Raw genomic sequence first — 23,056 nt, 5'->3', positions numbered from 1 at the left:
AAGGTCCATCGTGGCTTGTCGCGCAGTTCCCCGCGCCCCTAACGGGGCGCTGTAGTGCTCCAGTGATAGAGAGTCATCGCCACACTGGTCGCCAGGTTGTAGCTGGAGACCTGGGGGCGCATCGGCAGGGACACCAAGTGGTCGGTGCGGGCGCGGAGTTCGGTGGACAGTCCGCTGCGTTCGGAGCCGAAGGCGAGGACGGCGTCGTCCGGGAGTTTCAGCGCCCGGATGTCGTCGCCCTCCGGGTCGAGGGCGAACAACGGGCCGGGAGGGAGTTCTTCTACGGTCAGGCGCTCCACGGCTGTCGCGTAGTGCAGGCCCGCCCCGGCGCGCACGACCGTGGGGTGCCAGGGGTCGAGCGTGCCGGTGGTGACCACGCCGGTCGCGCCGAAACCGGCGGCGAGGCGGATCACGGCTCCCGCGTTGCCCAGGTTGCGCGGGTTGTCGAGGACCACGACGGGTGTGGTGCGGGGGGTGTGCGCGAGCTTCTGGAGGTTGGCCTCGCGCGCGGGGCGTACGGCCAGGGCGGCCACGCCTGTCGGGTGGGGGCGCGGCACGAAGGAGCGGTACGTGTCCTCCGGGACCTCCGTCAGCAGCGCGTCCAGGGTGTCCCGTACGTCCGGGGCGAGGTCGGCGGCGAGGGCGAGGGCCGCCCCCCGGTCCGTGGTGACCGCCAGCGGGACCTCGGCCCCGAAGCGCAGCGCGTGCTTGAGGGCGTGGAAGCCGTCGAGCAGCACGGAGGTGTCGGCGAGCCGGTGCCAGGCGGCTGCGGCGGGGTCGGTCATGCCGTGAAGCCTACGTGGCTGGGCTCGGGGTTCTCCGGGGCGCGCGGCTCCCCCGGATCCCCGTCCGGCACCGTAGGGCCGCCCCGCGCGAACAACCGTCCACGCGCGCGTGCCGCCCATCCGCCGAGTCGCCGCAGGAACGACGTCGGCAGGAAGACGGAGTCCGTCGCGATCATGGCCAGGGAGAAGAACGGCAGCCCCAGGAGCACGGCGATCACGGCGTGCTCGGTCATCATCGCGGCCAGCAGGACGTTCTTGACGCGCCGGTTGAAGAGCGTGAACGGGAAGGCGACCTGCACGATCACGGTCCCGTAGGTCACGAGCATGACCATCGTGCCGTTGCCGGCCAGGACGTTCGCGAGGGCGGGCCAGGGCGAGAAGTAGTCGAGGTGGAGCGGGTAGTAGACGGCGGTGCCGTCCTGCCAGCGGGAACCCTGGATCTTGTACCAGCCGGCCGTCGCGTAGATCAGACAGGCCTCGCTCGCGATCACGAACAGGGCGCCGTTGTGGATCACGTTCGCGACGACGTCGAGCAGCACCCGGGGCTCGTACGACTTCGCGTGGCGCCCGACCACCCACCACAGGGCCTGCGCCAGCCAGACGGCCCACAGGAGCGCGGGCACGAACCAGTCGCTGTCGAACCGGCCGGCCGCGGTCACCGCGACCAGCGCCGCACCGAGGACCACCCACAGGACGGGCCCGACCCGGTCGGGAATCCGCTCCCCACGCGCGCGTGCCTCCCGCGTGCGCGCGGCCCGGCGTGCGTCGAGGGACCAGACCTGACCGCAGCGGGTGAACACCAGGTACAGGGACATCAGGTGCAGGACGTTGTCGCCGCCGTCGCCCATGAAGACGCTGCGGTTCTGCAGCGAGAGCACGCCGACCATGAACAGCACGGACATCGTGCGGGTGCGCCAGCCCAGCAGGAGCAGGACGCTCGCCACTACGGCCAGCGCGTACACCGTCTCGAACCAGAACTGCCCGTCCGACCACATCAGGGCCGTGAACGCGCCGTTGTCCGCGATCAGCTGCCGGGCCAGGTCCCAGCTCCACGGCCCGTCGGGGCCGTACAGCTCCTGGCGGTGGGGCAGTTCGCGGAGCAGGAACAGCAGCCAGGTCGCGGCGAAGCCGATCCGGATGACGGCGCTCTGGTAGGGGCCGAAGGCCGACTCGGTGGCGCGGGCTATGCCGCGCGACACGGACAGGGCGAAACCGTTCACCGGACGCCTCCCGCGGCCTCGTCGGCCGGGACCGGCCACCAGGGCAGCAGGCGGTACTGGGGGGTGGTCGACACCTGCTCGTCACTCCACTCGGGCGGGGGCACGTTGGTGGTGCGGGAGCGGACCTGGACACGCTGGACGACGCCGCCCGGCCCGGCCGCGTCGTCCCGGCCGAGGCGCAGCACGACGATGCGCCGCAGATACGTCTCCGCGAGCGTGCCGCGCAGGCCCACCGGGTGGTTGTCGGCGTCGTGCGTGGCGGTGAGGAAGTCCCAGGCGCGGCGCAGTTCGTTCTGCTCGGTGTGGCTCGGCAGCAGGTTGCCGTCGATGGCCGCGCCGTCCTCGGCCGACAGGTCGTACCAGCCGGTCGTACGGGTCGAGCCGGCCGCGGTACGGACATCGGCGCGCACCTGGACCTCGATGTTCTGCTGCAAGGGGTTCGGCGCGAACAGCTTCCAGTTCTGCTCGAACTCCGGGTAGATCCACTCGTCGATCGCCTTGCCGTGCTGCTTCGTCACCGTGTTCGACGGCGCGACATGCAGGAACACCATCCCGAGATGCACGAGCGCGGCCACCGCGACGACCGCGACCGCCAGCGCGGCAACGACCTGATAGCGCAGGGACAGCGCGGCGACTCCGACACGGGCGTCCGCGAGACCGTGGGGCGGCTGGGGCGGTGCCTCGGGCTCGGGGGGAGGCGGGTGCGGTGGCTGCTGGGCGGGCACGTGCGGTCCCTCGGGGGCGGCAGGCACCTGCGGCTCCTCCTCGGGGGCGTTCGAGCGTCCGTCGTTCGCGTCCATTCCTCCCCGTTCCCGATTCCCGTCCGATTCCCGTCCGGCTTCCGGCCGCCCCGCGTCGCACGGAACGGTACTCAGGCGCGGGCCCCGAGCACAGTCCCGTGGCGCACAGCCACGCATGGTGTCCACAACGACTGTCCGCAGGTTATCCACAGCCGTTGACGTCCCGCCTCGGTGCAGATCACCATGAAACGAATGAACCCGACGATCAACAGACAGGGAGCGGCCGATCGACCGTTCCCTTCTTCTAGAACCTGTTCTATCTTGACGCCCCGTCAGATCTCTGCCGGATCAGGTCGTGCGAGAGGGAAGTGACCGTGGACTTCACCTTCAGCGAGGAGCAGCAAGCGGCGGCCGAGGCTGCGGCGGGGGTGTTCGCCGATGTCGCGCCGGACGGCGTGCCCAGCCCGGCGGACACCACGGGCGCCGTCGCCGACGACTTCGACCGCGCGCTGTGGGCCAGACTCGCCGAGGCGGACCTGCTGAGCCTGCTGCTCGACGAGGCGTACGGCGGAGCGGGCCTGGACGCCATAGCCCTGTGCCTGGTGCTGCGGGAGTCCGCGAAGGTGCTGGCCAGGGTGCCGCTCCTGGAGAGCAGCGCGGCGGCGGCGACCGTACAGGCCTACGGCGGCGAGGAGTTGAGGTCCGCCCTGCTCACCCGGGCGGGCCGCGGCGACCTCGTGCTGACCGTCGCCGCGCACGGCCGTACCGGGCACGACCCGGCCGAACTCGCCGTGACGGCACGGCGGGACGGTGACCGATGGGTGCTGGACGGGGTGCAGACCGCGGTGCCGTGGGCGTACAACGCGGACCTGGTCGTCGTACCGGCGCACACGGACGCCGACCGGACCGTCCTCGCGCTGGTCGCCCCGGACCGCGAAGGCGTCGTCCTCGCCGAGCAGATATCCACCACGGGCGAGCGGCTCGCCGAACTGCGCCTGGAATCCGTGCCGATCGCGAGGGTCGACGTCATCGATGCCGACGGTGCCTGGGAGTGGCTGCGCGACCTGCTGACCGCCGGCACCTGCGCGCTGTCCCTCGGGCTCGGCACCGCCGTCCTGCGCATGACCAGTGAATACACCGGCAAGCGCGAGCAGTTCGGGTTTCCCGTGGCGACCTTCCAGGCCGTCGCCGTGCAGGCCGCCGACCGCTACATCGACCTGCGCGCGATGGAGGCCACCCTCTGGCAGGCCGCGTGGCGGATCGCCTCGGCCGCACCGGGCGCGCTGCCCGCCGCCGCGGACCTGGCGGTGGCCAAGATCTGGGCGGCGGAGGGGGTACGACGGATCGTGCAGACCGCGCAGCATCTGCACGGCGGGTTCGGCGCCGACACCGACTATCCCCTGCACCGGTACCACGCCTGGGCCAAGCACCTGGAGCTGTCGCTCGGCCCGGCGGCGGCACACGAGGAGGCGTTGGGGGATCTGCTGGCGGCCCATCCGCTGGGCTAGGCACTCACAAAACCAGGGCCCCGAAAAGAAGCCCTGAGCCCTCCAACGCCTACAGCACGAAGCCCGGCTGGCCCTCGTCCGTCACGACGGGTCGGCCCGCGGCGGCCCACACCTGCATGCCGCCGTCGACGTTCACGGCGTCGATGCCCTGCTGGGCCAGGTACATCGTGACCTGGGCCGAACGCGCGCCGGAGCGGCAGATCACGTGGACCCGGCCGTCCTGCGGCGCCGCCTCGGTCAACTCTCCGTACCGGGCCACGAATTCACTGATGGGGATGTGCAGCGCCCCCGTGGCGTGACCCGCCTGCCACTCGTCGTCCTCGCGCACGTCCAGCAGGAAGTCGCCGTCCTTGAGGTCTCCGACCTCGACCGTGGGCACACCAGCTCCGAAACTCATGCCCCGACGCTACCCGACGTGCCTTCCGACGCGTCCGGCTGCCCGAGCAGGGCCGCCAGCTCGGCCTCCCGCTCGGCGACCTGGGCGAGCAACTGCTCGGCGATCTCGTCGAGGAGACGGTCGGGGTCGTCCGGGGCGATCCGGAGCATGGAGCCGATGGCGCCCTCCTCCAGTTCCCGGGCGACGATGGTGAGGAGTTCCTTGCGGTGGGCGAGCCATTCCAGGCGGGCGTACAGCTCCTCGCTGGGGCTCGGGCCGCGCTCCGCCGGGGCCGGTCCCGCGGCCCACTCCTCGGCCAGCTCACGCAGCAGAGGTGCGTCGCCCCTGCTGTAGGCGGCGTTGACCCGGGTGATGAACTCCTCGCGCCGCTTGCGCTCGTCCTCGTCCTGCGCCAGGTCGGGGTGGGCCTTGCGGGCCAGCTCGCGGTAGAGCTTGCGGGCCTCCTCGCTGGGGCGCACCCGCTGCGGGGGCCGTACCGGCTGGTCCGTGAGCATCGCGGCGGCCTCCGGGAACAGGCCGTCGCCGTCCATCCAGCCGTGGAACAGCTCCTCGACCGCGGGCATCGGCATCACCCGGGCCCGGGCCTCGTCCGCCCTGCGGATGTCCTCGGGGTCGCCGGTGCGCGCGGCGACGACCTCGGCGATCCGGGCGTCCAGCTCGTCGAGCCGGGTGTACATCGGGCCGAGTTTCTGGTGGTGCAGCCGGGAGAAGTTCTCGACCTCGATGCGGAAGGTGTCCACCGCGATCTCGTACTCGATCAACGCCTGCTCGGCGGCCCGTACGGCCCGGTCCAGCCGCTCCTCGGGCCGGGGCGCGGCAGGCTCGCCGCCGTCACCGACGGCACCACCGCCCACCTCCGCTCCGGCGGACGGCACCTCGGCGCCCGCCTGCTCCGGCGCCGGTTCACTGGCGGGCGCGGACTGGGACTGCTCAGCTTCCGGGGTCGTCACCCGACCAGCGTAGGCCACGGCCCGACCGGCGACGGGGCATCGCCTGTGCGGGGCCTTCCGAACGGCGGGTGACCTCACCGGCGAGGGGAGCGGAGGCGAGCGCCCGTCCCCACATCCACGCACCCCGGAGAGGCCGTCCCCGACGCACCGCGGGCGCATGGTCATCCAACAGCCCGATCCGTCGTAGCCGGGTGCGAACGGGACCGCGACCGGCGCCTCGAACTCCTCGCCCCCGCAGGGGCCGCAGCGCCCGCACCGGACGTCGGCGTGCACCAAGAGCGCTAAGGCACCAAGACACCAGGAACACCAGCTCCCCGCACCGCTCGGCTCCCTCGGCCCCCTCGGACCCCGCCGGAACGACCCCACCCGGCGCCCGTCGGCAGCCCCTGTCCGGACCGGCAACCCCTGTCCGAACACCCCCGGAGAAACGACTCCGACGACACCGGCCGCCTACACCCCCATCTCCGCCGCGATCCGCCCCGCCCGCACCGCCCCCACCAACTCCGCGTGGTCCGCCTCGGTCCGGTCCGCGTAGGCGACGGCGAACGTCGCTATCGCCTCGTCCAGTTCGTCCTTCCTGCCGCAGTAGCCGGCGACCAGGCGCGGGTCGGCGCTGTGGGCGTGGGCGCGGGCCAGGAGGGCGCCGGTCATACGGCCGTAGTCGTCGATCTGGTCGGCGGCGAGGGCGGCCGGGTCGACGCTGCCCTTGCGGTTGCGGAACTGCCGTACCTGGAACGGCAGTCCGTCGACCGTCGTCCAGCCGAGCAGGATGTCGCTGACGACCTGCATCCGCTTCTGCCCGAGCACCACCCGGCGCCCCTCGTGCGCGACGGACGGCGCGTCGAACCCGGCGCTCAGCAGATGCGGCACCAGCGCCGAGGGCCGGGCCTCCTTCACCTGGAGGACCAGCGGCTCGCCGCGATGGTCCAGCAGCAGCACGACGTACGACCGCGTGCCCACGCTGCCCGTGCCGACGACACGGAAGGCGACGTCGTGCACCGTGTGCCGGGCGAGCAGCGGGAGGCGGTCCTCGGAGAGCGTGTCGAGATACGCCTCCAGTGACGCCGCCACCGCCGCGGCCTCCTCGTCCGGGATCCGGCGCAGCACCGGCGAGGCGTCGACGAAGCGGCGCCCGCCGTCCTCCGCGAGCTCGGTCGCCCGGGCCGCGAACCGCCCGCTGGTGTTGCCCCGCGCCTTCTCGGAGACCCGCTCCAGTGTGCCGAGCAGGTCACGGGCGTCGGCGTGGGAGACCAACTCCTCGTCCGCGATGGCGTTCCACGCGTCCAGCACCGGGAGTTTCGCCAGCAGCCGCATGGTCCGACGGTAGGAGCCCACCGCGCCGTGCGCCGCCGTACGACAGGTGTCCTCGTCGGCGCCGGCTTCCCGGCCCGCGAGCACCAGCGAGGCGGCGAGCCGCTTGAGGTCCCACTCCCAGGGGCCGTGCACGGTCTCGTCGAAGTCGTTCAGGTCGATGACCAGACCGCCGCGCGCGTCCCCGTACAGGCCGAAGTTGGCCGCGTGGGCGTCGCCGCAGATCTGGGCGCCGATCCGGGTCATGGGGGTGCGGGCCAGGTCGTAGGCCATGAGGCCGGCCGAACCGCGCAGGAACGCGAAGGGGGTGGCCGCCATCCTGCCCACCCGTATCGGGGTGAGCCCGGGGATACGGCCGCGGCCGGACTCCTCGACCGCGGTCACCGCGTCGGGGCGGGAGCCGTCCGGGTCGAACGCGGCGTGTGCGCCGCGCGGGACGCTCTCCCGCAGCGCCTTCCCCTCTTCCTTGGGCGACCCCTCCACGGGCCACGTGGCGAAGCCCCGCACTCCGGGCAGCCTGCGCCCCACACCGATACCGACCTCGGTCATACCGACCGCCTCCCCCGTACACCCGCACGCGCGAACATCAACTCGCGACGACGGTACAGGCGGTGGCGAAAACGCGTCAGGCCCTGTGGACAACTCCGCGCCTGTGGAAAGCCCGTGACGTTCGCCGCCGGGCTAACAGCCGCCCGACTGCCACCCCTCGGGCAGATGCACCTTGGCCCAGTCGCCGAGTTCGCGAAGCGCCGGGGCCAGGGCCTTGCCCGCGTCCGTGAGCCGGTAGGAGACCCGCAGCGGGGGCCCCTCGTCGACCTCGCGGACGAGCAGCCCGGCGGCGCCGAGTTCCGTGAGCCGGTCGGAGAGCATGCGTTCGCTGATGCCCGGGATCGCCCGGCGCAGGTCGGAGAAGTGCAGGGGCTGTCCCATCAGGACGGCCACGATCGGCCCGGTCCAGCGCTTTCCGAACAGCTGGAAGACACGGCTGATGCCCTTGTCGACCTGCCCGCACGTCTCCGCGCCGTGATCCTGCTCGACCGTCATGTGCTTCAGGATACTGCCCTCCCGTATAGGGATGAAAAAAAGTAAGCACCTGTGTTATTCATAGTTGAGTACGAAAGTTCAGCTACTAATCCGGGCGTGGCGACCTTGCCGCGCCCAGCTCGCGCTCGTCCCCTCTTGGAGACCCCCATGGCCACGCTCCTGCACATCGACTCGTCCGTGTTCCCCACCGGCGCCTCCGCCTCCCGCGCCGTGACCGACGCCTTCCGCACATCCTGGGAGGAACAGCACCCGGAGGGCACGGTGATCCACCGCGACCTCTCCGCGAACCCCGTCCCGCACATCACCGCCGACGCCCACACCGCCGGTTTCGCCGACCCGGCCACGCACACCCCCGCGCAGGCGGCCGTGTTCGCCGAGCGCGTGAAGCTCATCGAGGAGCTGGAGCAGGCGGACGCGGTGCTGATCGGCGCCCCGATGTACAACTTCTCGATCCCGTCGACCCTGAAGGCCTGGCTGGACAACGTGATCCTCATGGGCCGCACCGCCGGCACCGAGGACTCGAAGATCAAGGGCACCCCGGTCACCGTGATCGCCAGCCGCGGCGGCGCCTACGGACCCGGTACCCCGCGCGAGGGCTTCGAGTACGTGCAGAACTATCTCCGCGCGGTCCTCGCCGACACCCTCGCCGTGGACCTCGAGTTCATCGTCCCGGAGCTGACCATGGCCCCGCAGAACCCGGCGATGGCCGACCTGGTCCCCCTCTACGAGGCGTCCCGCGAGCGCGCCCTCGACGACGCGGCCACCAAGGCCAAGGAACTGGCGGAACGCCTCGCCGCCTGAGGCAGGCCCGGACCCGTGGTGCAGCCAATCCCCGGGGAGAGTGCCAGGCCTGCTGGGATCCTGTCCATTTCCGGCATGACACCCCGCCTGAGTGAACCTGCGACAACATGGCCCACGAGGGCGAGTGGAGTTTGCACCGTGGGTTGATCACTCTCGGCTGGGATCAGGGCAGAGGCTGGGCGTCGGCAGCGTCTTCCGGGCGTCGGTAGCCGATTTCCTGGAGCATCCAGGCGTTGCCGTCGGGGTCGGCGAAGTCGGCGAGGCTGGCGTAGTCACGCCGTTCGGGGTCGGGCCCCGGCGCCCACTCGCCTTGCCAGGTGTCGACCGGTGACTTGTGCCGGATACCGCCGACCTTGACGCCGCGTTCGGTGAGTTCGCGGTGGGCGGCTTGGATGTCGGTGACGGCCAGGTAGATGGCGCGCGCTGATCCGGGTGGCGTGTCGGTGAGCCCGATACCGATCTGAACCGAGCAGGCCGAGCCCGGCGGTGTCAGCTGTACCACGCGGAAGTCGTCGACCGGGTGGTAGTCGACGTCGAGGACGAAGCCTGCCTTCCGCGTGTAGAACTCCGAGGCCTGGTCGACGTCGCTCACGGACAGGGTGACGACTTCGAGTTTGTAGTCCATCAGGCACCCACCAGGCCGCGGTAGGCGGAGGCGTCCATCAGGACCGCGATGTGTTCGTCCACCATCGAAGGGTCGATCTCGGTCTCGAACATCCACGCCCGGCCGTAGGGGTCGGTGTTGACGAGTTCGGGTGTGCGGCCGAGGTCGTCATTGCTGGCGCTGACCGTGCCGGTGACGGGAGCGATCAGATCGCTGACGCTCTTGACCGACTCGACGTCGCCGCAGGCTTGCCCTGCCTGCACGGCTTCGCCGGGCCTGGGCAGAGTCACGTCGATCACGTCGCCGAGAGCCTGCTGGGCGAAGTCGGTGACTCCCACGCGGGCCACACGGGTGGCCGGGTCCAGGCGGACCCAGAGGTGGTCCTGGCTGTATCGCAGGTCACTTGGAATGCCGGGCATTGTTCCTCCGCTTGCTGATGGTCATGCGATGTCCCACGGGGGCTCGGCCACAGCCCGCTACATGTCCAGGACGATGTCGGTGCTGCCCGGACGGGCGCAGCAGATGAGGACCTCGCCGTCGGGCGGGGGATCCAGTGGGGCCGGGGAGTAGGTGATGTCGCCGGACAGGAGTGGCGTCGTGCAGGTGTGGCAGACGCCGGTGCGGCAGCTCCAGCGGGTGGGTACGTCGCAGGCGTCGGCGAGTTCGAGCAGGCTGCCGTTGCTGTCGGCGAACGGTACGGCGATGCCGCTGCGGGCGAAGGTCACCAGGGGGCCGGTTCCGGGTGGGCCCGGGGGCTGGTGAGGTGCTCGGGCGGGATGGTCTGTGAGGCCGGGGTTGATGGCGCCCAGGGCGCCGAACAACTCGGTGTGGATGTGCGCCGGGTCGACGCCGGTCTGGGAGAGGGCCTCCCGCATGTCGGCCATGAAGGAGGCGGGGCCGCAAAGGTAGGCGGTCGCGTCGGCCGGGAGGGACAGCGCGATGAGCCTGTCCTTCGTGAGACGCCCTGGGGTGGCGTGGGCGCGCTGCCGTTCCTCGGGTGTGGCCGCGCTGTAGAACACGTGCTCGTGCGCGTTCGGCAGTGAGGTGAGCAGGTCGTGTGCCTCGGCGGCGAGGGGGTGTTCCCGGGGACCGCGGGCACCGTGGATCCACCAGACCTCACGCTTGCTGCCCTGCGCGGCCAGCTCGTGCAGCATGGACAGCACCGGCGTGAGGCCGATACCGGCGGAGACGAGGAGGACCGGTCCGCTGCCCTCGGCGTACACGAAGTCGCCCCGGGGCGCGGCGACTTGGAGGACGGCGCCGGGCCGTAGCCGCGTGGTCAGGTAGCCGCTCGCGGTGCCGTGGGGTTCGTGTTTGACGCTGATCCGGTAGGTGCCGGTGTCGGGTGCGGCGGACAGGGAGTAGCTGCGCACGGGGGCGGGGCCGGCCGTGGCGGGGACGCGCAGGGTCAGGTACTGGCCGGCGCGGGCGGCCGGGAGCGGGGTGCCGTCCGGGGCGGTCAGGCGGATCGAGGTGACCGTCGTGCTCTCGGGGACCACGTCCGTCACCCGCAGCGGACGGAAACCGGCCCACGCCGGGCGGTCGGCGGGTTGCGTACTGTCGGCGAGCAGTTCGCGGAACGACCCTTGCCAGCCGGGGCTCAGCGCGGGCACGTCCAGGGCGAGGCGGAGCTTGGCAGGGTCACGGTCGGGCAGGTAGAGCAGCGCGTCGGTGTCGGCCACGCTCAGGGCGCCGGGTCCGGTCGCGGTCCGGACGATCCGGTCGCCGGCCTGGATGAGCCCCTCGCGAATGACCCGCATGTAGAAGCCGGGACGGCCGTGGCTGACCAGCAGGGCGGGCAGCTCGGGTTCGCCGAAGCGCAGGCCGACGCGGTAGCAGGTGACGCGTGGCTGGGTGACCTCGAACTCGGCCTCGCCGATGCGGTACCGGTCGCCGATGCAGACATCGTCGTCGGACAGGCCGTCGACGGTGAGGTTCTCGCCGAACTGGCCGTAGCCGAGGTCGTCGCGGCCGAAGTGCCGCTGCCAGTGCCGGTACGACTGGATCTGGTAGACGAGTACGGCCCGCTGCTCGCCGCCGTGGCCCGCGGTGTCGCCCTGGCCGTCGCCGTCGATGTTGAGCCGCCGGACCATCGCCGGGCCCTGCACCGGGTACTTCCACACACCGGTGTGCACGGTCCCGCCCTGCCAGGGAACGTCCTTCGGCATGCCGACATTCACCGAGACCAGAGATGGCATCGGTTGCTCCTCTCCATGGCGATGGCCTTTCTCGCGGGCGGTCCCGTACCGGTCAGGGCTGGCTGAGGGGGTTCACTTCTTCGAGCGTGAGGTTGCGGTCGACGCCGTGCGACACCACGGTCTGGCCGGGTTCCAGCCGCAGCCGGACGCCGTCGAGACATACCTCGACCCGGTCCGGTTCGAAGGACACCAGCCCGGAGATGCTTCGGACTTCGGTCCAGGCGTCCTCGTACGACCAGGCCGCTCGGTGGGTGCCGGCGATGTCGTAGTAGCTGGCCAGGCCTTTGTAGGGGCAGAACGTCTGGCCTTCGACGGGTACCAGCGCGGAGGCGTCGACATCGGCGCGCGGGACGTACCAGCGGGGTGCGAACCCGGACTCGTACAGGACCAGGGGGCGTACGGTGTCGGCGATGTCCTGGTCGCCGCTGCGGACGACGAGGTGGCGGCTGGTCCTGCGGATGTCGATGCGGTGGTAGTTGTCGGCGGCGTGTCCGACGATCCGCTCGTCCTCTTCGTAGAAGGCGTCCATCGCTCGCCAGGCGAAGGCGACTCGTCCCTTCAGTTCGCCGGCGTGGTCGGCCAGGTCGGTGTGCTGCCAGGCCGCGCGCTGTTTGCTCTGTGTCCCGGCGTGGACGGTGTACCAGGACGTCCGCCCGAGGTCGCGGTGGCTGGTGCTGTGTTCGCTCGGCTGCAGGACGTCGGCGGCGATGTCGCCGAGAGGGAAGTAGGCCACCGGGTAGCGGCCGGGTTCGTGCAGCAGTACGACGTCCTCGCTGTCGGCGATCCATGTGTCACCGAACCGGACGCGCATCCGCCGGCGCAGCGGCTCGGCGAACAGCATCCGTTCGGGCAGCGGATCGGGGACCAGGAACCGACCCACCCCTCCCGGGGCGAGCGGTCCTTGCTGCCAGGAAAGTCCCATCGTTTCGTTCCTTTCGGTTCGGTCCGGGGGTTGAGGCGGCACAGGTGCGAGATCAGGTGAGCGGCTCACCGCCGTCGATGTGGAGGGTCACGCCGGTCAGGAACGGGCTGGTCATGGCGAACAGGACACCGTTCGCGATGTCGTTGGCGGTGCCGATGCGCCGTGCGGGGTTACGGGCACTGATGTCGGCGAAGTAGTCCGCCTTGCCCTGCTCGCCGAGTGCGTCCCAGGCGCCGGTGTCGATCACCCCGGGGGAGATGGCGTTGACCCTGATCGGAGCCAACTCCAGGGCGAGGGAGCGGGCCAGGGTGTCCGCGGCGCCGTTGGTGATGGCCACGGCCATGGTTCCGACCACGATCTTTGTGGCAGCCACGCCGGAGAAGAGGGTGAAGGACCCGGTCTCGCTCATACGGGGTCCCAGGTGCTTGGCCAGCATGAGCGGGCCGATCACCTTGGTGTCGAACGCGAGCCTGACCGCGTCCCGGTCCAGGTCGGCGAGGCGGCCACGAGCACGGGCCGAGGCGGTCGACACGACGTGGTCAACGGTGCCGAGCCGTTCACCGAGGGCGGCGATGGCGGCTTCGTCGGTGAGGTCGACGGTCTCGGTGCTGATCCCGGGTTCGCCGGCGTAGACGGCGGCGAGGGCGTGCTGATCGCGGCCGGCGGCGATGACCCGGGCTCCCGCGTCCCGGGCTGCGAAGGCGACAGCGCGCGCGATCCCGCCACCACGTCCGACGACGAGCACGGTCTCGTTCTTCAGGGGTCCGGTCATGTCAGCACCTTTTCGAGGAATCGGTCGACGCGGCCCGCCGCGGCGTCGAGATGGTTTCGGGCAGGAAGTGGCCGCCGCCCCAGCCCGAGACGGCGGGCGGAGACACCTGGCTGTTGCGCGGGTGGAGTTAGCGGCCGCGGGTACAGCGGGAGGTTGCCGACACAGTCGGCGACCGGCCGTCGCTGCACCGCGTTGTTGCTGGGCAGGGCCACCGAGGCGAAGTCGTGGGACCCGACGTCGGGGCCCGCCGGGCGCTGCTCCGGCGCACCGGGCAGGTATGCCGTCGCATGGCCTTCGGCCCGCCGGACGGGCGTGCGTCCTGGTGGAACGGCCGCTGGTCACGGACGGATTCGTAGCGGTCGTGGTTTGCCGTCATTTCTCCTCCCTTCGCGCCCCGCCCCACGCGACTGTCGCGTCTCTTCCGCAGCCTGCCGCTGTCGGGGCACCGGCCGCATCCGCCACTGGCTGGCCATCGCCGCCGGTGCGTCGGCCACGGGGAACCCGCAGGCCGGCAGGGAAGACCAACGGAGCCGTGGAACGCTGTCCCGGGGCAACCGCCGTACCGTGCGGTGCTACTCAGCCGTCTCCTCGCGCACCCGCTGGTAGTGACGTCGTGCCTTCATCCGGTTGCCGCACACCGCCATCGAGCACCAGCGCGCCTTGTTCGGCTTACTGCGGTCAAGGAGGAACAACCGGCATGCGGGGTTGGCGCACGGCCTGAGCCGACCGGGCTTGTTCTGATGCAGCGCGTTCCACGTCAGTACCGCTTGTACGGCCGCTCGACGCTCCGGTGGTGCCTGAAGGTCCCAGACCAGGCCCTCATCGTCGACGCCGGGGCTGTAGACGACGCCGTCAAGGAGTTCGGACAAGGCGCCGGCGTCGTAGTCGCCGCGGACCACGGCCTGCAGGACTTCGCGGGCCCGCAGGAGATGGCCTCGCTCCTCTTCGGTTCCGCTGCACCCCTGCGCACGCTGCCACGCTTCCGCTCCGGGTGCATTGAGCAGGTCCTGTACCGCGCCGCCTACCACTGGGGTGGTGTTGAGCAGTTCCAGCAGGGTGTCTTCCTGCTCCTGGTCGATCACCATCGGAACTCCGTAACTAGTAAATCCAGTTTTACCGGTTATGGCGAAGGAGGCGGAGCCGTCCCACAAGGTCGCCATAACCACTGTAGCCCACTTTGAAGGTTAGGTACGTGTCGTGCTCCGCGATGGTGATACTCGACCTGGAAGCGGATGACGACCGTTCAGTCGGCGGGGCCGATGGGCAGGACGCGGTCGAGCTGGCTGCGTGAGGTGATGCCGAGCTTCGTGAAGACCTTGCGCAGGTGGTACTGAACGGTGCGCGCGCTGATGAACAGGCGGGTGCCGATCTCGGGGTTCGACAGGCCGTCGCGGGCCATCCTGGCGATCTGGGCCTCCTGGGCGGTCAGTTCCTCGAACCGGGCCGGGGCGGCGCGCTGGTGGGCGGTTCCGCCGGCGGCCCTCAGCTCACGGGCGGCACGCTCGGCGAACGCCGCCATGCCCATGGCCTCCAACATGCCGTGGGCCGTGCGCAGTTGCTCGCGTGCGTCGTTGCGGCGGCGTTCCCGGCGCAGCCATTCGCCGTACACCAGGTGCGCCCGGGCGAGATCGACACGCAGGCGGGTCTTGCTGAAGCGGGCGATCGCGTCGCGGTACAGACGTTCGGCTGTCGCACCTTCGCTCAGCAGGGCGTGCGACCGGGCCGCGGCCCCCAGGACCCAGTTGGTTCCGCTGGCATCGGCCATCTCGGAGAGCCGGCGACAGGCGTCGGTCGCGGCCTCGGGCATCTCGCAGCGTGCGGCGGCCTCGGCCAACTCGACCAGGGGCCAGCACATCCCGGCGGGATCCTTGTGGTACGCGGTGGCACGCAGCCCCGCGGCCAGAGCCTTGTCGTAGTGGCCGAGGCCGTTGTTGAGGGCGGCGCTCGCCCACTCGGTATAGGTGATCCCGATACCCTCGCCGCGCGTGGTCACATCCTCCAGGGTGGCGTCGATCAGGGCGGATCCGCCGGTCTCGTCACCGCGCAGCGCGGCCAGACCGAGGGCCGCGTAGGACGCCAGGCCGCTCCCGGTCGCTTCCTTGACCGCCTGCAGTTCGTCGGTCAGTAGCGCCGCGCCCGGCAGGTCACCGGCGAACAGCAGCATGTAGACACGTGCGGTGAGGGCCAGCGGAAGCTCGCTGAGCGTGCCGGTCTCGCGCGCCGTCCGGACGTACCGGGCCGAGAGCGTCTCCCAACTGTCGTCGTCCCAGAGCCGGATGGCCGTGATGCACGCCAGGTACATGCGGTGCAGTTCCTCTTCGGTGGACATTCCGGCTCCGAAATCGGCCAGTGCCCTGCGCAGGGCCGGTACTCCGGCGGCGTATCCGACATGAAGGGTCGCGGCCGTGCCGTCGAGAAGGAGATCCGGAGCCCGCGGGGCCCGCCGCGGCGGAGGTGCCGTGACGGCGGCCTCGGCCACCTCCGACACATCGCCGCCGGGACCGGCCAGTCGCCCCGCGAAGATCGCGCCGAGCAGCGCGTCCAGGTAGGCGGCGCGGGAGAGGTCCGCGTCGATGGGCCGCAGCCGCTCGGCCGCCTTCACCAGCAGTGCCGGAGCGTCACCGCCCCGGCTGGTGATGAACGCGAGCTGGGCTCGCATCATGTCGACACTTGCCTGCTGGACGTCACTGAGCTGCCCGGCTTCGGCCATGGCCAGCATGTCCCGCGCCACGTCGAGAGCGCCCGCCTGGATCGTGGCCTGCGCGGCGTCCAGCGCCCGACCGGCCCGTTGTGCCGGGTCGAGCGTGAGAATCGCCGACTGCTTCAGGAAGGCGGCTGCCGCGGCCAGGCCGCCGCGTGCCCGGGCCCGCCCGGCCGAGCGTTCGAGCTCGGCGGCTACGTCCTCGTCCGGCCCGGGGGCGGCCTGCGCGCGGTGCCAGGCGCGCCGGTCGGGATCGAGCTGCCGGTCGGTGACTTCGGCCAGCGCCCGATGCGCTTCCCGTCTGTTCTGCGCCGACGCCGAGCGGTAGGCCGCCGAGCGGGCCAGCGGGTGGCGGAACCTCACCCGGGGGCCGATTTCGACCAGGCCGGTTTCGGCAGCCGGCCCGGCCGCGTCGGCGTCGATCCCGAGTCGGCCTGCCGCCCGCCACACCAGCGCCGGGTCACCGGACGGGTCGGCCGCCGCGATCAGCATCAGCCGCCGGGTCTGTTCCGGAAGGACGCCGACGCGATGCAGGAAACTTTCTTCGATGCTGCCGGAGAGTGGTACCAGGGCCGGGAATCCGAACCCGCCGGCCAGCTTTCCGGGCGTCAGTCCCCGTGTCAGTTCCAGCAGGGCCAGTGGATTTCCCCGCGCCTCGAAGACGATCTGGTCCCGAACCCGCGTATCGATCGGTCCGGCGTGCACCGCGTCCAGCAGCGCCCGCGCATCAGCCTCGGGCAGCCCGCCGACGGCCAACTCCGGCACCCCCGCCAGGTCGCCGCCGACGACACGGGCGGCGAAGACCAGGCCGATCGACTCCGCGCCCAGGCGACGGGCGACGAACGCGAGGACCTGTGCCGACGCCTGGTCAAGCCACTGCTGATCGTCGATCAGGCAGATGAGGGGCTGCTGCTCCGCGATCTCGGACAGCAGGCCGAGCACCGCCAGACCGACCAGGAACCGGTCCGGAGCCGACCCTTCGCTCATGCCGAACGCGGTCCGTAGCGCATCGCGCTGCGGCACCGGCAGATGGCCGAGGCGGTCCAGCAGGGGTGCGCACAGCTGATGCAGCCCGGCGAAGGCGAGCTCCATCTCCGACTGGACACCCGCGGCGCGTACGACCCGGCACCCGAGCGCCCGCACGGTCAGGTACTCCAGCAGTGCCGTCTTGCCGATACCCGGTTCGCCGTGCAGGACCAGCGCCCGGCTCCCCCCGGAGCGAACGTCCCCGATCAACCGGTCGAGTCCCCCGCACTCGGCGTGGCGGCCCGTCAGCTCCGCCGCGCGTCTCCAAGCCGGCGGATCCGCAGGTGCATGCACAACTCCAGATTACTCGCGTGCCCCGGCGCACTGGCGGCGGAGGCCAGCCAGTGGCGGATGCGGTCACCGTCCCGTCAGCCGCACCCTTCAACCGAGCCCCGCACCATGACCTGCGGCAGTCATCTGCGGCTTCACGGCCGCCGGGACATCCATTCCCTAACCGTTAAGAACTCCTTGACAGGTTACTTGCGCAGATGGTTGAGTTCTAACCATCAAACATCGAATGACAGGTTAGATATGGGGCGGCTGTCCACAGCCTCCGACCACGACCGACCCGCACCCAGGGAGCGAACCGATGCAGCCGACAAGCGCGACCGCGGCACTGGTGGACGACATGGGCACGGGAATGGACAGGGGCGCGGGCATGGACATGAGTGCGGGCAGGATGTCGATGTCCAGCACGACCACCAGTCCGCTGCGCGCGTTCCTGCGGACCGAGTCGGGCAGCGCCCGGGTCCTCGTCGCGGCGGTCGTCGCGGCCCTCGTCTGGGCCAATGTCGCCGCCGCCGGGTACGAGACTTTCTGGTCGTGGGTGTTCACGGTTCGGTTCGGTCCGCTGTCGGCCGGCCTTGACCTGCGTACCTGGGTGAACAGCGGGCTGATGACGTTGTTCTTCCTGGTCGTCGGTCTGGAGGCGCGACGCGAGTTCGATCTGGGTGAGCTGCGCGAACACCGCCGGCTGACACTGCCGGCCGCGGCCGGGCTGACCGCCATGGCCGTCCCCGTGCTGATCTACCTCGCCGTCAACCACTCCGGTGCGGGTGCGCACGGCTGGGGTGCGGCGATGTCGACGGACACCGCCCTGGCACTGGGCGTCTTCTCGGTGGTCGGCCGAGGCGTGCCCGAACGCGTCCGGACGTTTCTGCTCACCGTGTTCGTCGTCGACGACCTCGTCGCCCTGGTGGTCATCGCCGTTGTCTACAGCAGTCACCTCAAGTTCCCCGCGCTCGCCGTCGCGATCACGGCGTACGCCTTCCTCCTGCTGAGCAGGCGACTGCAGTACCGATGGCGCAAGCCCGTCTTCACCCTTCTCGCCGTGACGATGTGGGCCGCCCTGCTGGCCGGCGGCATCGACCCGGTGGTGGCCGGGCTCGCCATCGGTTTGGCGACCTCGGCCTACGTCCCGAGAAGGGATGCCCTGGAAGAGGCGACGACGCTGGTCCGCCTCTTCCGGGAGCAGCCGTCCCCGGAACTGGCAAGGTCGGCCACACGAGGGCTGACCGGCACGCTGTCGGCCAACGCACGCCTCCAGCACACGTACCACCGGGTGACCAGCTACCTGATCGTGCCGCTGTTCGCGCTGGCCAACGCGGGGATCGTCATCACCCCGCACGTACTCGCCCTGTCGGTCACCGCACCGATCGCCGTGGGGATCTTCCTCGCCTACGTGGTGGGCAAGCCCCTGGCGGTGGTCGGCGCGTCGTGGTCCATCGGCCGCGTCAGCCGTGGCGCCCTGCGCCCCCAGGTCGGCTGGGCCGGTGTACTGGGCAGCGGCACGATCTCCGGCATCGGATTCACCGTCTCGCTGCTGATAGCGGGGCTGGCCTTCACGGGCACCGCGCTGGAGGAGGCGAAACTCGGCGTGCTCGCCGCGGCGCTCGGCGCCTCCGTACTGAGCCTGACCGTCTACTGGCTCATCGGACTGCTGCCCGCCCCGGTCCGCACGCGTGCCCTGCTGGGCACCACACCCGAACTCAGTGACCTGGTCGCTCCCGTGGACCCGACGTGGGACCACATCCACGGACCCGCAGACGCCGCAGTCACGGTCGTCGAGTACGGGGACTTCGAGTGCCCGTGGACACAGATGGTCGCGCCGACAGCACGCAAGCTGCTCGCCGAGAACCCCGACATCCGCTACGTATGGCGGCACTTGCCCCTGCACGACGTGCACCCCTACGCGCAGCTCGCCGCGGAAGCCGCGGAGGCCGCAGCCGCCCAAGGCGCGTTCTGGCAGATGCACGACCTGCTGCTGACCCACCAGGACGACCTTCGGTTCGACGACCTGATCACCTACGCCACCACGCTGGGCCTGGACGTGGAGCGGTTCCGCGACGATCTCGTCCGGCATCCGTACACCGCACGGGTGCACCGGGACATCGACTCGGCAGACCGCAGCGGCGTGGCGGGGACCCCGACATTCTTCATCAACGACCGGCGTCACGACGGACCACAGGACCCCGCGACGCTGACCAGGGTCATCGGCGAGGCACGGGCTCACGCGTCCGTCGAGGACCCCGGTCCCACTGAACCGGAACCAGAACGTCAGCGGAATGCCGGTGATCAGTACCTGGCCCCTCCGAGCCGCATCACGGGTTAGGCCACCGATGGTGAATCGGAAACGCAACCACACAGAACAGCCATGGAGGCCCGAGATGAGCAGCGTCGTCCACCACCGCACCACCACCGTCAACAACCTGGAGGTCTTCTACCGGGAGGCGGGAGACCCGCAGGCCCCCGTCCTCGTGCTGCTGCACGGCTTCCCGAGCAGCTCGCACATGTTCCGCAATCTGATCCCGGCGCTCGCCGACCACTACCGGGTGATCGCCCCTGACTACATAGGCTTCGGGCAGTCCGCCATGCCGACACCGGAGGCGTTCCCCTACACCTTCGACGCCCTCACCGAGATCACGGCCGGTCTGCTGGAACAGCTCGGTGTGGACCGGTTCGCGATGTACGTCCAGGACTACGGCGCCCCCGTCGGGTGGCGTCTGGCACTCAGCGATCCGCAGCGGATCAGGGCCATCGTCACCCAGAACGGCAACGCCTACGTCGACGGCTTCGTCAAGCCCTTCTGGGACGGCCTGTTCGCCTACGCACAGGCTCCGGGTCCCCGGACGGAAGAGCCCGTACGCGGTGCGCTGACCGCGGACGTCACCCGCTGGCAGTACGTGAACGGCGTAGCCGACCCCAGCCTGGTCAGCCCGGACAACTGGGTCCACGACCAGGCCCTGCTGGACCGCCCCGGCAACGACGAGATCCAGCTCAAGCTGTTCCGGGACTATCCCACCAACGTCGATCTCTACCCGGCCGTCCAGCGGTACTTCCGCGAGTCCCAGGTTCCGCTCCTGGCCGTGTGGGGCGCCAATGACGAGATCTTCGGGCCCGACGGCGCGCGGGCGTTCCAGCACGATCTGCCCGACGCCGAGATCCACCTGGTCGAGTCCGGGCACTTCGCGCTGGAAAGCCACCTCGACGTCATCGCCGACCACATCCGCGACTTCCTCGGCCGCGTCCTGGGCTGACCGCGTCCGCTCCGTCGATCCGCATCACCTGCGGGGAAGGAAACGCAAGACATGCGATCCACACCTACGGCCCTGTCCGCGGACGTTCTCGTCCTCGGCTTCGGCAAGGGCGGCAAGACAGCCGCGCACGTGCTCACCGACACCGGGAAGCGCGTCGTCCTCGTCGAGCAGTCCGAGAACATGTACGGCGGCACCTGTCCCAACGTGGGCTGCGTCCCGACGAAGATGCTGGTCCACTACTCCAACGCGAAGCGTCTGGAGGACGACGCGCCGGAGTTCTTCGCGAACTCCGTCGCCGGAGTCCGCGCGCTGACCGCAGCCTTCCGCGCCGGCAACTTCGAGGCACTCGACGGCAAGGACACCGCGACCGTCATCACCGGCGCCGCGAGGTTCCTGGACGCCCACACCGTGGGCGTCGGTGAAGGCGAGGACCGGATCACGATCTCCGCGCCGACCATCCTGATCAACACCGGCTCCGAGCCGATCATCCCCGCGATCCCAGGACTGGCGGACAGCAGGCATCTGGTGACCAGCACCGACCTGATCCAGAAGGACCGCCTGCCCAGTCGCCTTGCCGTCGTCGGCGGCGGCTACCTCGGCCTCGAATTCGCTTCGATCTACCGGCACTTCGGCTCCCGGGTAACAGTGCTTGAGGCAGCCGAGCGCCTGTTGCCGCGCGAGGACGACGACATCGCCCGGGCCGCCACCGGAATCCTCGCCGGAGACGGCGTCCAGATCGTCACCGGGGCCGAGGTCGTCGAAGTCCGTGACAACGGGACCACCTCCACCATCCGCTACGAGAAGGACGGACAGAGCCTGACCGTCGAAGCGGAGGCGGTGCTCCCGGCCACAGGACGGCGCGCCGCGACCTCGGACCTCGGCCTCGATGCCGCCGGCGTTCGCACGACCGCGAGCGGTGCGATCGAGGTCGATGAGTACCTGCGCACCAGCCGGCCGCACATCTTCGCTCTCGGTGACGTCAACGGCGGCGAGCAGTTCACCTACATCTCTCTCGACGACTCCCGCATCGTGCTCGACCAACTGCTCGGCGAGGGCAAGCGCACCACCTCCGACCGTGTCGCCGTACCGCACACCCTGTTCATCACGCCGCCACTCGCAACCGTCGGTCTCACCGAGACACAGGCGCGCGCTCTGGGCCACAACATCAAGGTCTCCCGCGAGAACGTCGCCGATATCGTCGCGATGCCCCGTGCCTACACCGTCGAGGAGACACGCGGGCTGATGAAGTTCGTCGTCGACGCCGACACCGACCTCATCCTCGGCGCCGCGCTGTTGACCATCGACGCGCAGGAGATCATCAACACCGTCGCGCTCGCCATCCGTCACCACATCACGGCGACCGAGCTGCGCGACTCCATCTACACCCACCCCAGCTCCACCGAAGCCTTCAACGAGGTGTTCGACAAAGTCCTGCCTGAGTAGCGCGAGATGGAGGACAGGGTCCAGGGCCCGGATCGAACGCCACTGCGCATGCATCCACGGCGGGGACGAGTCCACACCTTGACCACTGACCCGCCCGCCGGGTCCCCGACCACCCCGACGGGCGCTCCTTCCCCACATCCCGACAGGAGCAGCGACAGGAGCGACGATGAACAGCATCGGATTCCACGAGGGCGAACTGAGGATCCAGCGCCGGGCCGGAGTCGAACACGAAGCAGCGCGTCTGGAAGGCATGCTCAGACCACCGCGGCTGACAGGCGGGGCAGCGGCGTTCCTGGCTCAGCGCGATCTGGCCGTGCTGACGGCTCGGGACCGTGCCGGCCGGCTGTGGACCTCCCCGCTGCTCGGCGCCCCCGGGTTCCTCGAAGGCCGGGAGAACGCCTTGCGGGTGCACAGCTCCCCGACGGAAGGCGATCCGCTCCAGGCTCTTCCCCCCGACCAGGAAGTCGGCCTGCTGACCATCGACTTCGCCATCCGGCGACGCTTCCGCGTCAACGGCACCCTCAGCCGGGCCGACCACCACGGTCTGCTGATCGACGTCGAGCAAGCCTTCGGGAACTGCCCCTCCTACATCCAGCAGAGGGCAACCCGCCCGAGCCCCGGTGCCGCACGCGTCGAGGCGTCAGCGGGCGTCGCACCATGGACGGGGGCCTTCACACCGCAGCAGGCCGAGGTCATCGCGGGGGCCGACACGTTCTTCCTCGGAACCACCCACCCTGCGCGGGGCGTCGACACCTCCCACAAGGGGGGATTCCCGGGCTTCGTCCGGACCGACGGCCCCGACCTGTGGTGGCCCGACTACGCCGGCAACAACATGTTCAACAGCATGGGCAACATAGCCGTCGATCCCACGACCGCGCTGCTGTTCATCGACTTCGCCGACGGAGCGGCCCTGCACCTGTCCGGAACGGCCGAGTTGGAGTGGGCCACCCCCGGCGCTCCCGGTGACGACGACGGCACCGGCCGGCGTGTCCGCTTCCACCCCGAATGCGCCGGCACCACGAGGCTTGCCCTGACAAGCGACCGCGATGTGACCTACTCACCGCACAATCCCGCCTTGCACCAGTGATCGTCCACGCG

Annotated in this window: 20 protein-coding genes; 6 read left to right on the top strand and 14 right to left on the bottom strand. The window is 70.5% G+C overall.

Annotated features, from left to right (window positions below; all coding sequences use genetic code 11):
• Positions 1-38: 38 nt before the first annotated feature.
• Genes ACIQBL_RS21775 through ACIQBL_RS21765 form a run of 3 tightly spaced genes read right to left on the bottom strand, consistent with a single transcriptional unit; the run spans position 39 to position 2,805 of the window.
• A complete protein-coding gene (locus ACIQBL_RS21775) occupies positions 39-785 on the bottom strand; it encodes a TrmH family RNA methyltransferase (RefSeq protein ID WP_401944168.1) in 747 nt (248 codons plus the stop codon).
• Positions 782-2,005 (bottom strand): HTTM domain-containing protein, encoded by a 1,224-nt coding sequence (locus ACIQBL_RS21770; RefSeq protein ID WP_401944166.1) that lies wholly within the window; start codon positions 2,003-2,005, stop codon positions 782-784. The genes ACIQBL_RS21775 and ACIQBL_RS21770 overlap by 4 nt, the downstream gene beginning before the upstream one ends.
• Complete coding sequence (locus tag ACIQBL_RS21765) at positions 2,002-2,805, bottom strand: DUF5819 family protein (protein ID WP_401944164.1); 804 nt, start codon at positions 2,803-2,805, stop codon at positions 2,002-2,004. The genes ACIQBL_RS21770 and ACIQBL_RS21765 overlap by 4 nt, the downstream gene beginning before the upstream one ends.
• Before the next feature lie 314 nt (positions 2,806-3,119).
• Between ACIQBL_RS21765 and ACIQBL_RS21760 the strand changes: the two genes are divergently transcribed.
• Positions 3,120-4,253, top strand: coding sequence for an acyl-CoA dehydrogenase family protein (locus tag ACIQBL_RS21760; RefSeq protein WP_401944162.1), 1,134 nt, complete (start codon positions 3,120-3,122; stop codon positions 4,251-4,253).
• A gap of 49 nt (positions 4,254-4,302) precedes the next feature.
• Here the strand turns inward: ACIQBL_RS21760 and ACIQBL_RS21755 are convergent, their stop codons facing one another.
• From ACIQBL_RS21755 to ACIQBL_RS21740, 4 genes are all read right to left on the bottom strand, one after another.
• Positions 4,303-4,632, bottom strand: a complete 330-nt coding sequence (locus ACIQBL_RS21755) for a rhodanese-like domain-containing protein (protein ID WP_401945056.1) — start codon at positions 4,630-4,632, stop codon at positions 4,303-4,305.
• A gap of 14 nt (positions 4,633-4,646) precedes the next feature.
• Positions 4,647-5,600, bottom strand: a complete 954-nt coding sequence (locus ACIQBL_RS21750) for a J domain-containing protein (RefSeq protein ID WP_401944160.1) — start codon at positions 5,598-5,600, stop codon at positions 4,647-4,649.
• 450 nt (positions 5,601-6,050) lie between these two features.
• Complete coding sequence (locus ACIQBL_RS21745) at positions 6,051-7,460, bottom strand: DUF2252 domain-containing protein (RefSeq protein ID WP_401944158.1); 1,410 nt, start codon at positions 7,458-7,460, stop codon at positions 6,051-6,053.
• A gap of 132 nt (positions 7,461-7,592) precedes the next feature.
• Positions 7,593-7,955 carry a winged helix-turn-helix transcriptional regulator gene (locus ACIQBL_RS21740; protein ID WP_401944156.1) on the bottom strand — a complete coding sequence of 121 codons (363 nt, stop codon included), beginning with the start codon at positions 7,953-7,955 and terminating at the stop codon, positions 7,593-7,595.
• A gap of 147 nt (positions 7,956-8,102) precedes the next feature.
• Between ACIQBL_RS21740 and ACIQBL_RS21735 the strand changes: the two genes are divergently transcribed.
• Positions 8,103-8,756 (top strand): FMN-dependent NADH-azoreductase, encoded by a 654-nt coding sequence (locus ACIQBL_RS21735; protein ID WP_401944154.1) that lies wholly within the window; start codon positions 8,103-8,105, stop codon positions 8,754-8,756.
• A gap of 163 nt (positions 8,757-8,919) precedes the next feature.
• On the opposite strand, the gene ACIQBL_RS21730 is transcribed toward ACIQBL_RS21735, so the two are convergent.
• The 7 genes from ACIQBL_RS21730 to ACIQBL_RS21700 all read right to left on the bottom strand — a co-directional run bounded on the left by ACIQBL_RS21730 (position 8,920) and on the right by ACIQBL_RS21700 (position 17,273).
• Positions 8,920-9,381, bottom strand: coding sequence for a VOC family protein (locus ACIQBL_RS21730; RefSeq protein ID WP_401944152.1), 462 nt, complete (start codon positions 9,379-9,381; stop codon positions 8,920-8,922).
• Positions 9,381-9,779 (bottom strand): glycine cleavage system protein GcvH, encoded by a 399-nt coding sequence (gene gcvH, locus ACIQBL_RS21725; protein WP_401944150.1) that lies wholly within the window; start codon positions 9,777-9,779, stop codon positions 9,381-9,383. Before gcvH ends, ACIQBL_RS21730 begins: the two co-directional genes overlap by 1 nt.
• Positions 9,780-9,836: 57 nt before the next feature.
• Positions 9,837-11,558, bottom strand: a complete 1,722-nt coding sequence (locus ACIQBL_RS21720) for an MOSC domain-containing protein (protein ID WP_401944148.1) — start codon at positions 11,556-11,558, stop codon at positions 9,837-9,839.
• A 52-nt stretch (positions 11,559-11,610) separates the two neighbouring features.
• Positions 11,611-12,480: a DUF427 domain-containing protein gene (locus ACIQBL_RS21715; protein WP_401944146.1), complete on the bottom strand. Its 870-nt coding sequence runs from the start codon at positions 12,478-12,480 to the stop codon at positions 11,611-11,613.
• Positions 12,481-12,532: 52 nt separating this feature from the next.
• Complete coding sequence (locus ACIQBL_RS21710; RefSeq protein WP_401944144.1) at positions 12,533-13,252, bottom strand: SDR family oxidoreductase; 720 nt, start codon at positions 13,250-13,252, stop codon at positions 12,533-12,535.
• Between the two features lie 572 nt (positions 13,253-13,824).
• Positions 13,825-14,337 carry a CGNR zinc finger domain-containing protein gene (locus ACIQBL_RS21705; RefSeq protein WP_401944142.1) on the bottom strand — a complete coding sequence of 171 codons (513 nt, stop codon included), beginning with the start codon at positions 14,335-14,337 and terminating at the stop codon, positions 13,825-13,827.
• 158 nt (positions 14,338-14,495) lie between these two features.
• Positions 14,496-17,273, bottom strand: coding sequence for an ATP-binding protein (locus ACIQBL_RS21700; RefSeq protein WP_401944140.1), 2,778 nt, complete (start codon positions 17,271-17,273; stop codon positions 14,496-14,498).
• Positions 17,274-17,568: 295 nt separating this feature from the next.
• Here ACIQBL_RS21700 and ACIQBL_RS21695 point away from each other — a divergent pair, with 295 nt between their 5' ends.
• From ACIQBL_RS21695 to ACIQBL_RS21680, 4 genes are all read left to right on the top strand, one after another.
• Positions 17,569-19,590 carry a Na+/H+ antiporter NhaA gene (locus ACIQBL_RS21695; RefSeq protein ID WP_401944138.1) on the top strand — a complete coding sequence of 674 codons (2,022 nt, stop codon included), beginning with the start codon at positions 17,569-17,571 and terminating at the stop codon, positions 19,588-19,590.
• 55 nt (positions 19,591-19,645) lie between these two features.
• The gene (locus ACIQBL_RS21690) at positions 19,646-20,515 is read left to right on the top strand and encodes an alpha/beta fold hydrolase (protein WP_401944136.1); all 870 of its coding nucleotides are present in this window, start codon (positions 19,646-19,648) and stop codon (positions 20,513-20,515) included.
• A 51-nt stretch (positions 20,516-20,566) separates the two neighbouring features.
• Positions 20,567-21,958, top strand: coding sequence for a dihydrolipoyl dehydrogenase family protein (locus tag ACIQBL_RS21685; protein ID WP_401944134.1), 1,392 nt, complete (start codon positions 20,567-20,569; stop codon positions 21,956-21,958).
• A 166-nt stretch (positions 21,959-22,124) separates the two neighbouring features.
• Entirely contained in the window at positions 22,125-23,045 is a 921-nt protein-coding gene (locus tag ACIQBL_RS21680; RefSeq protein WP_401944132.1) for a pyridoxamine 5'-phosphate oxidase family protein, read from the top strand.
• Positions 23,046-23,056: the final 11 nt, after the last annotated feature.

This window comes from Streptomyces sp. NPDC088350 (assembly GCF_044753545.1).
Lineage (GTDB): Bacteria > Actinomycetota > Actinomycetes > Streptomycetales > Streptomycetaceae > Streptomyces.
This window is presented reverse-complemented; position numbering and strand designations above follow the sequence as displayed.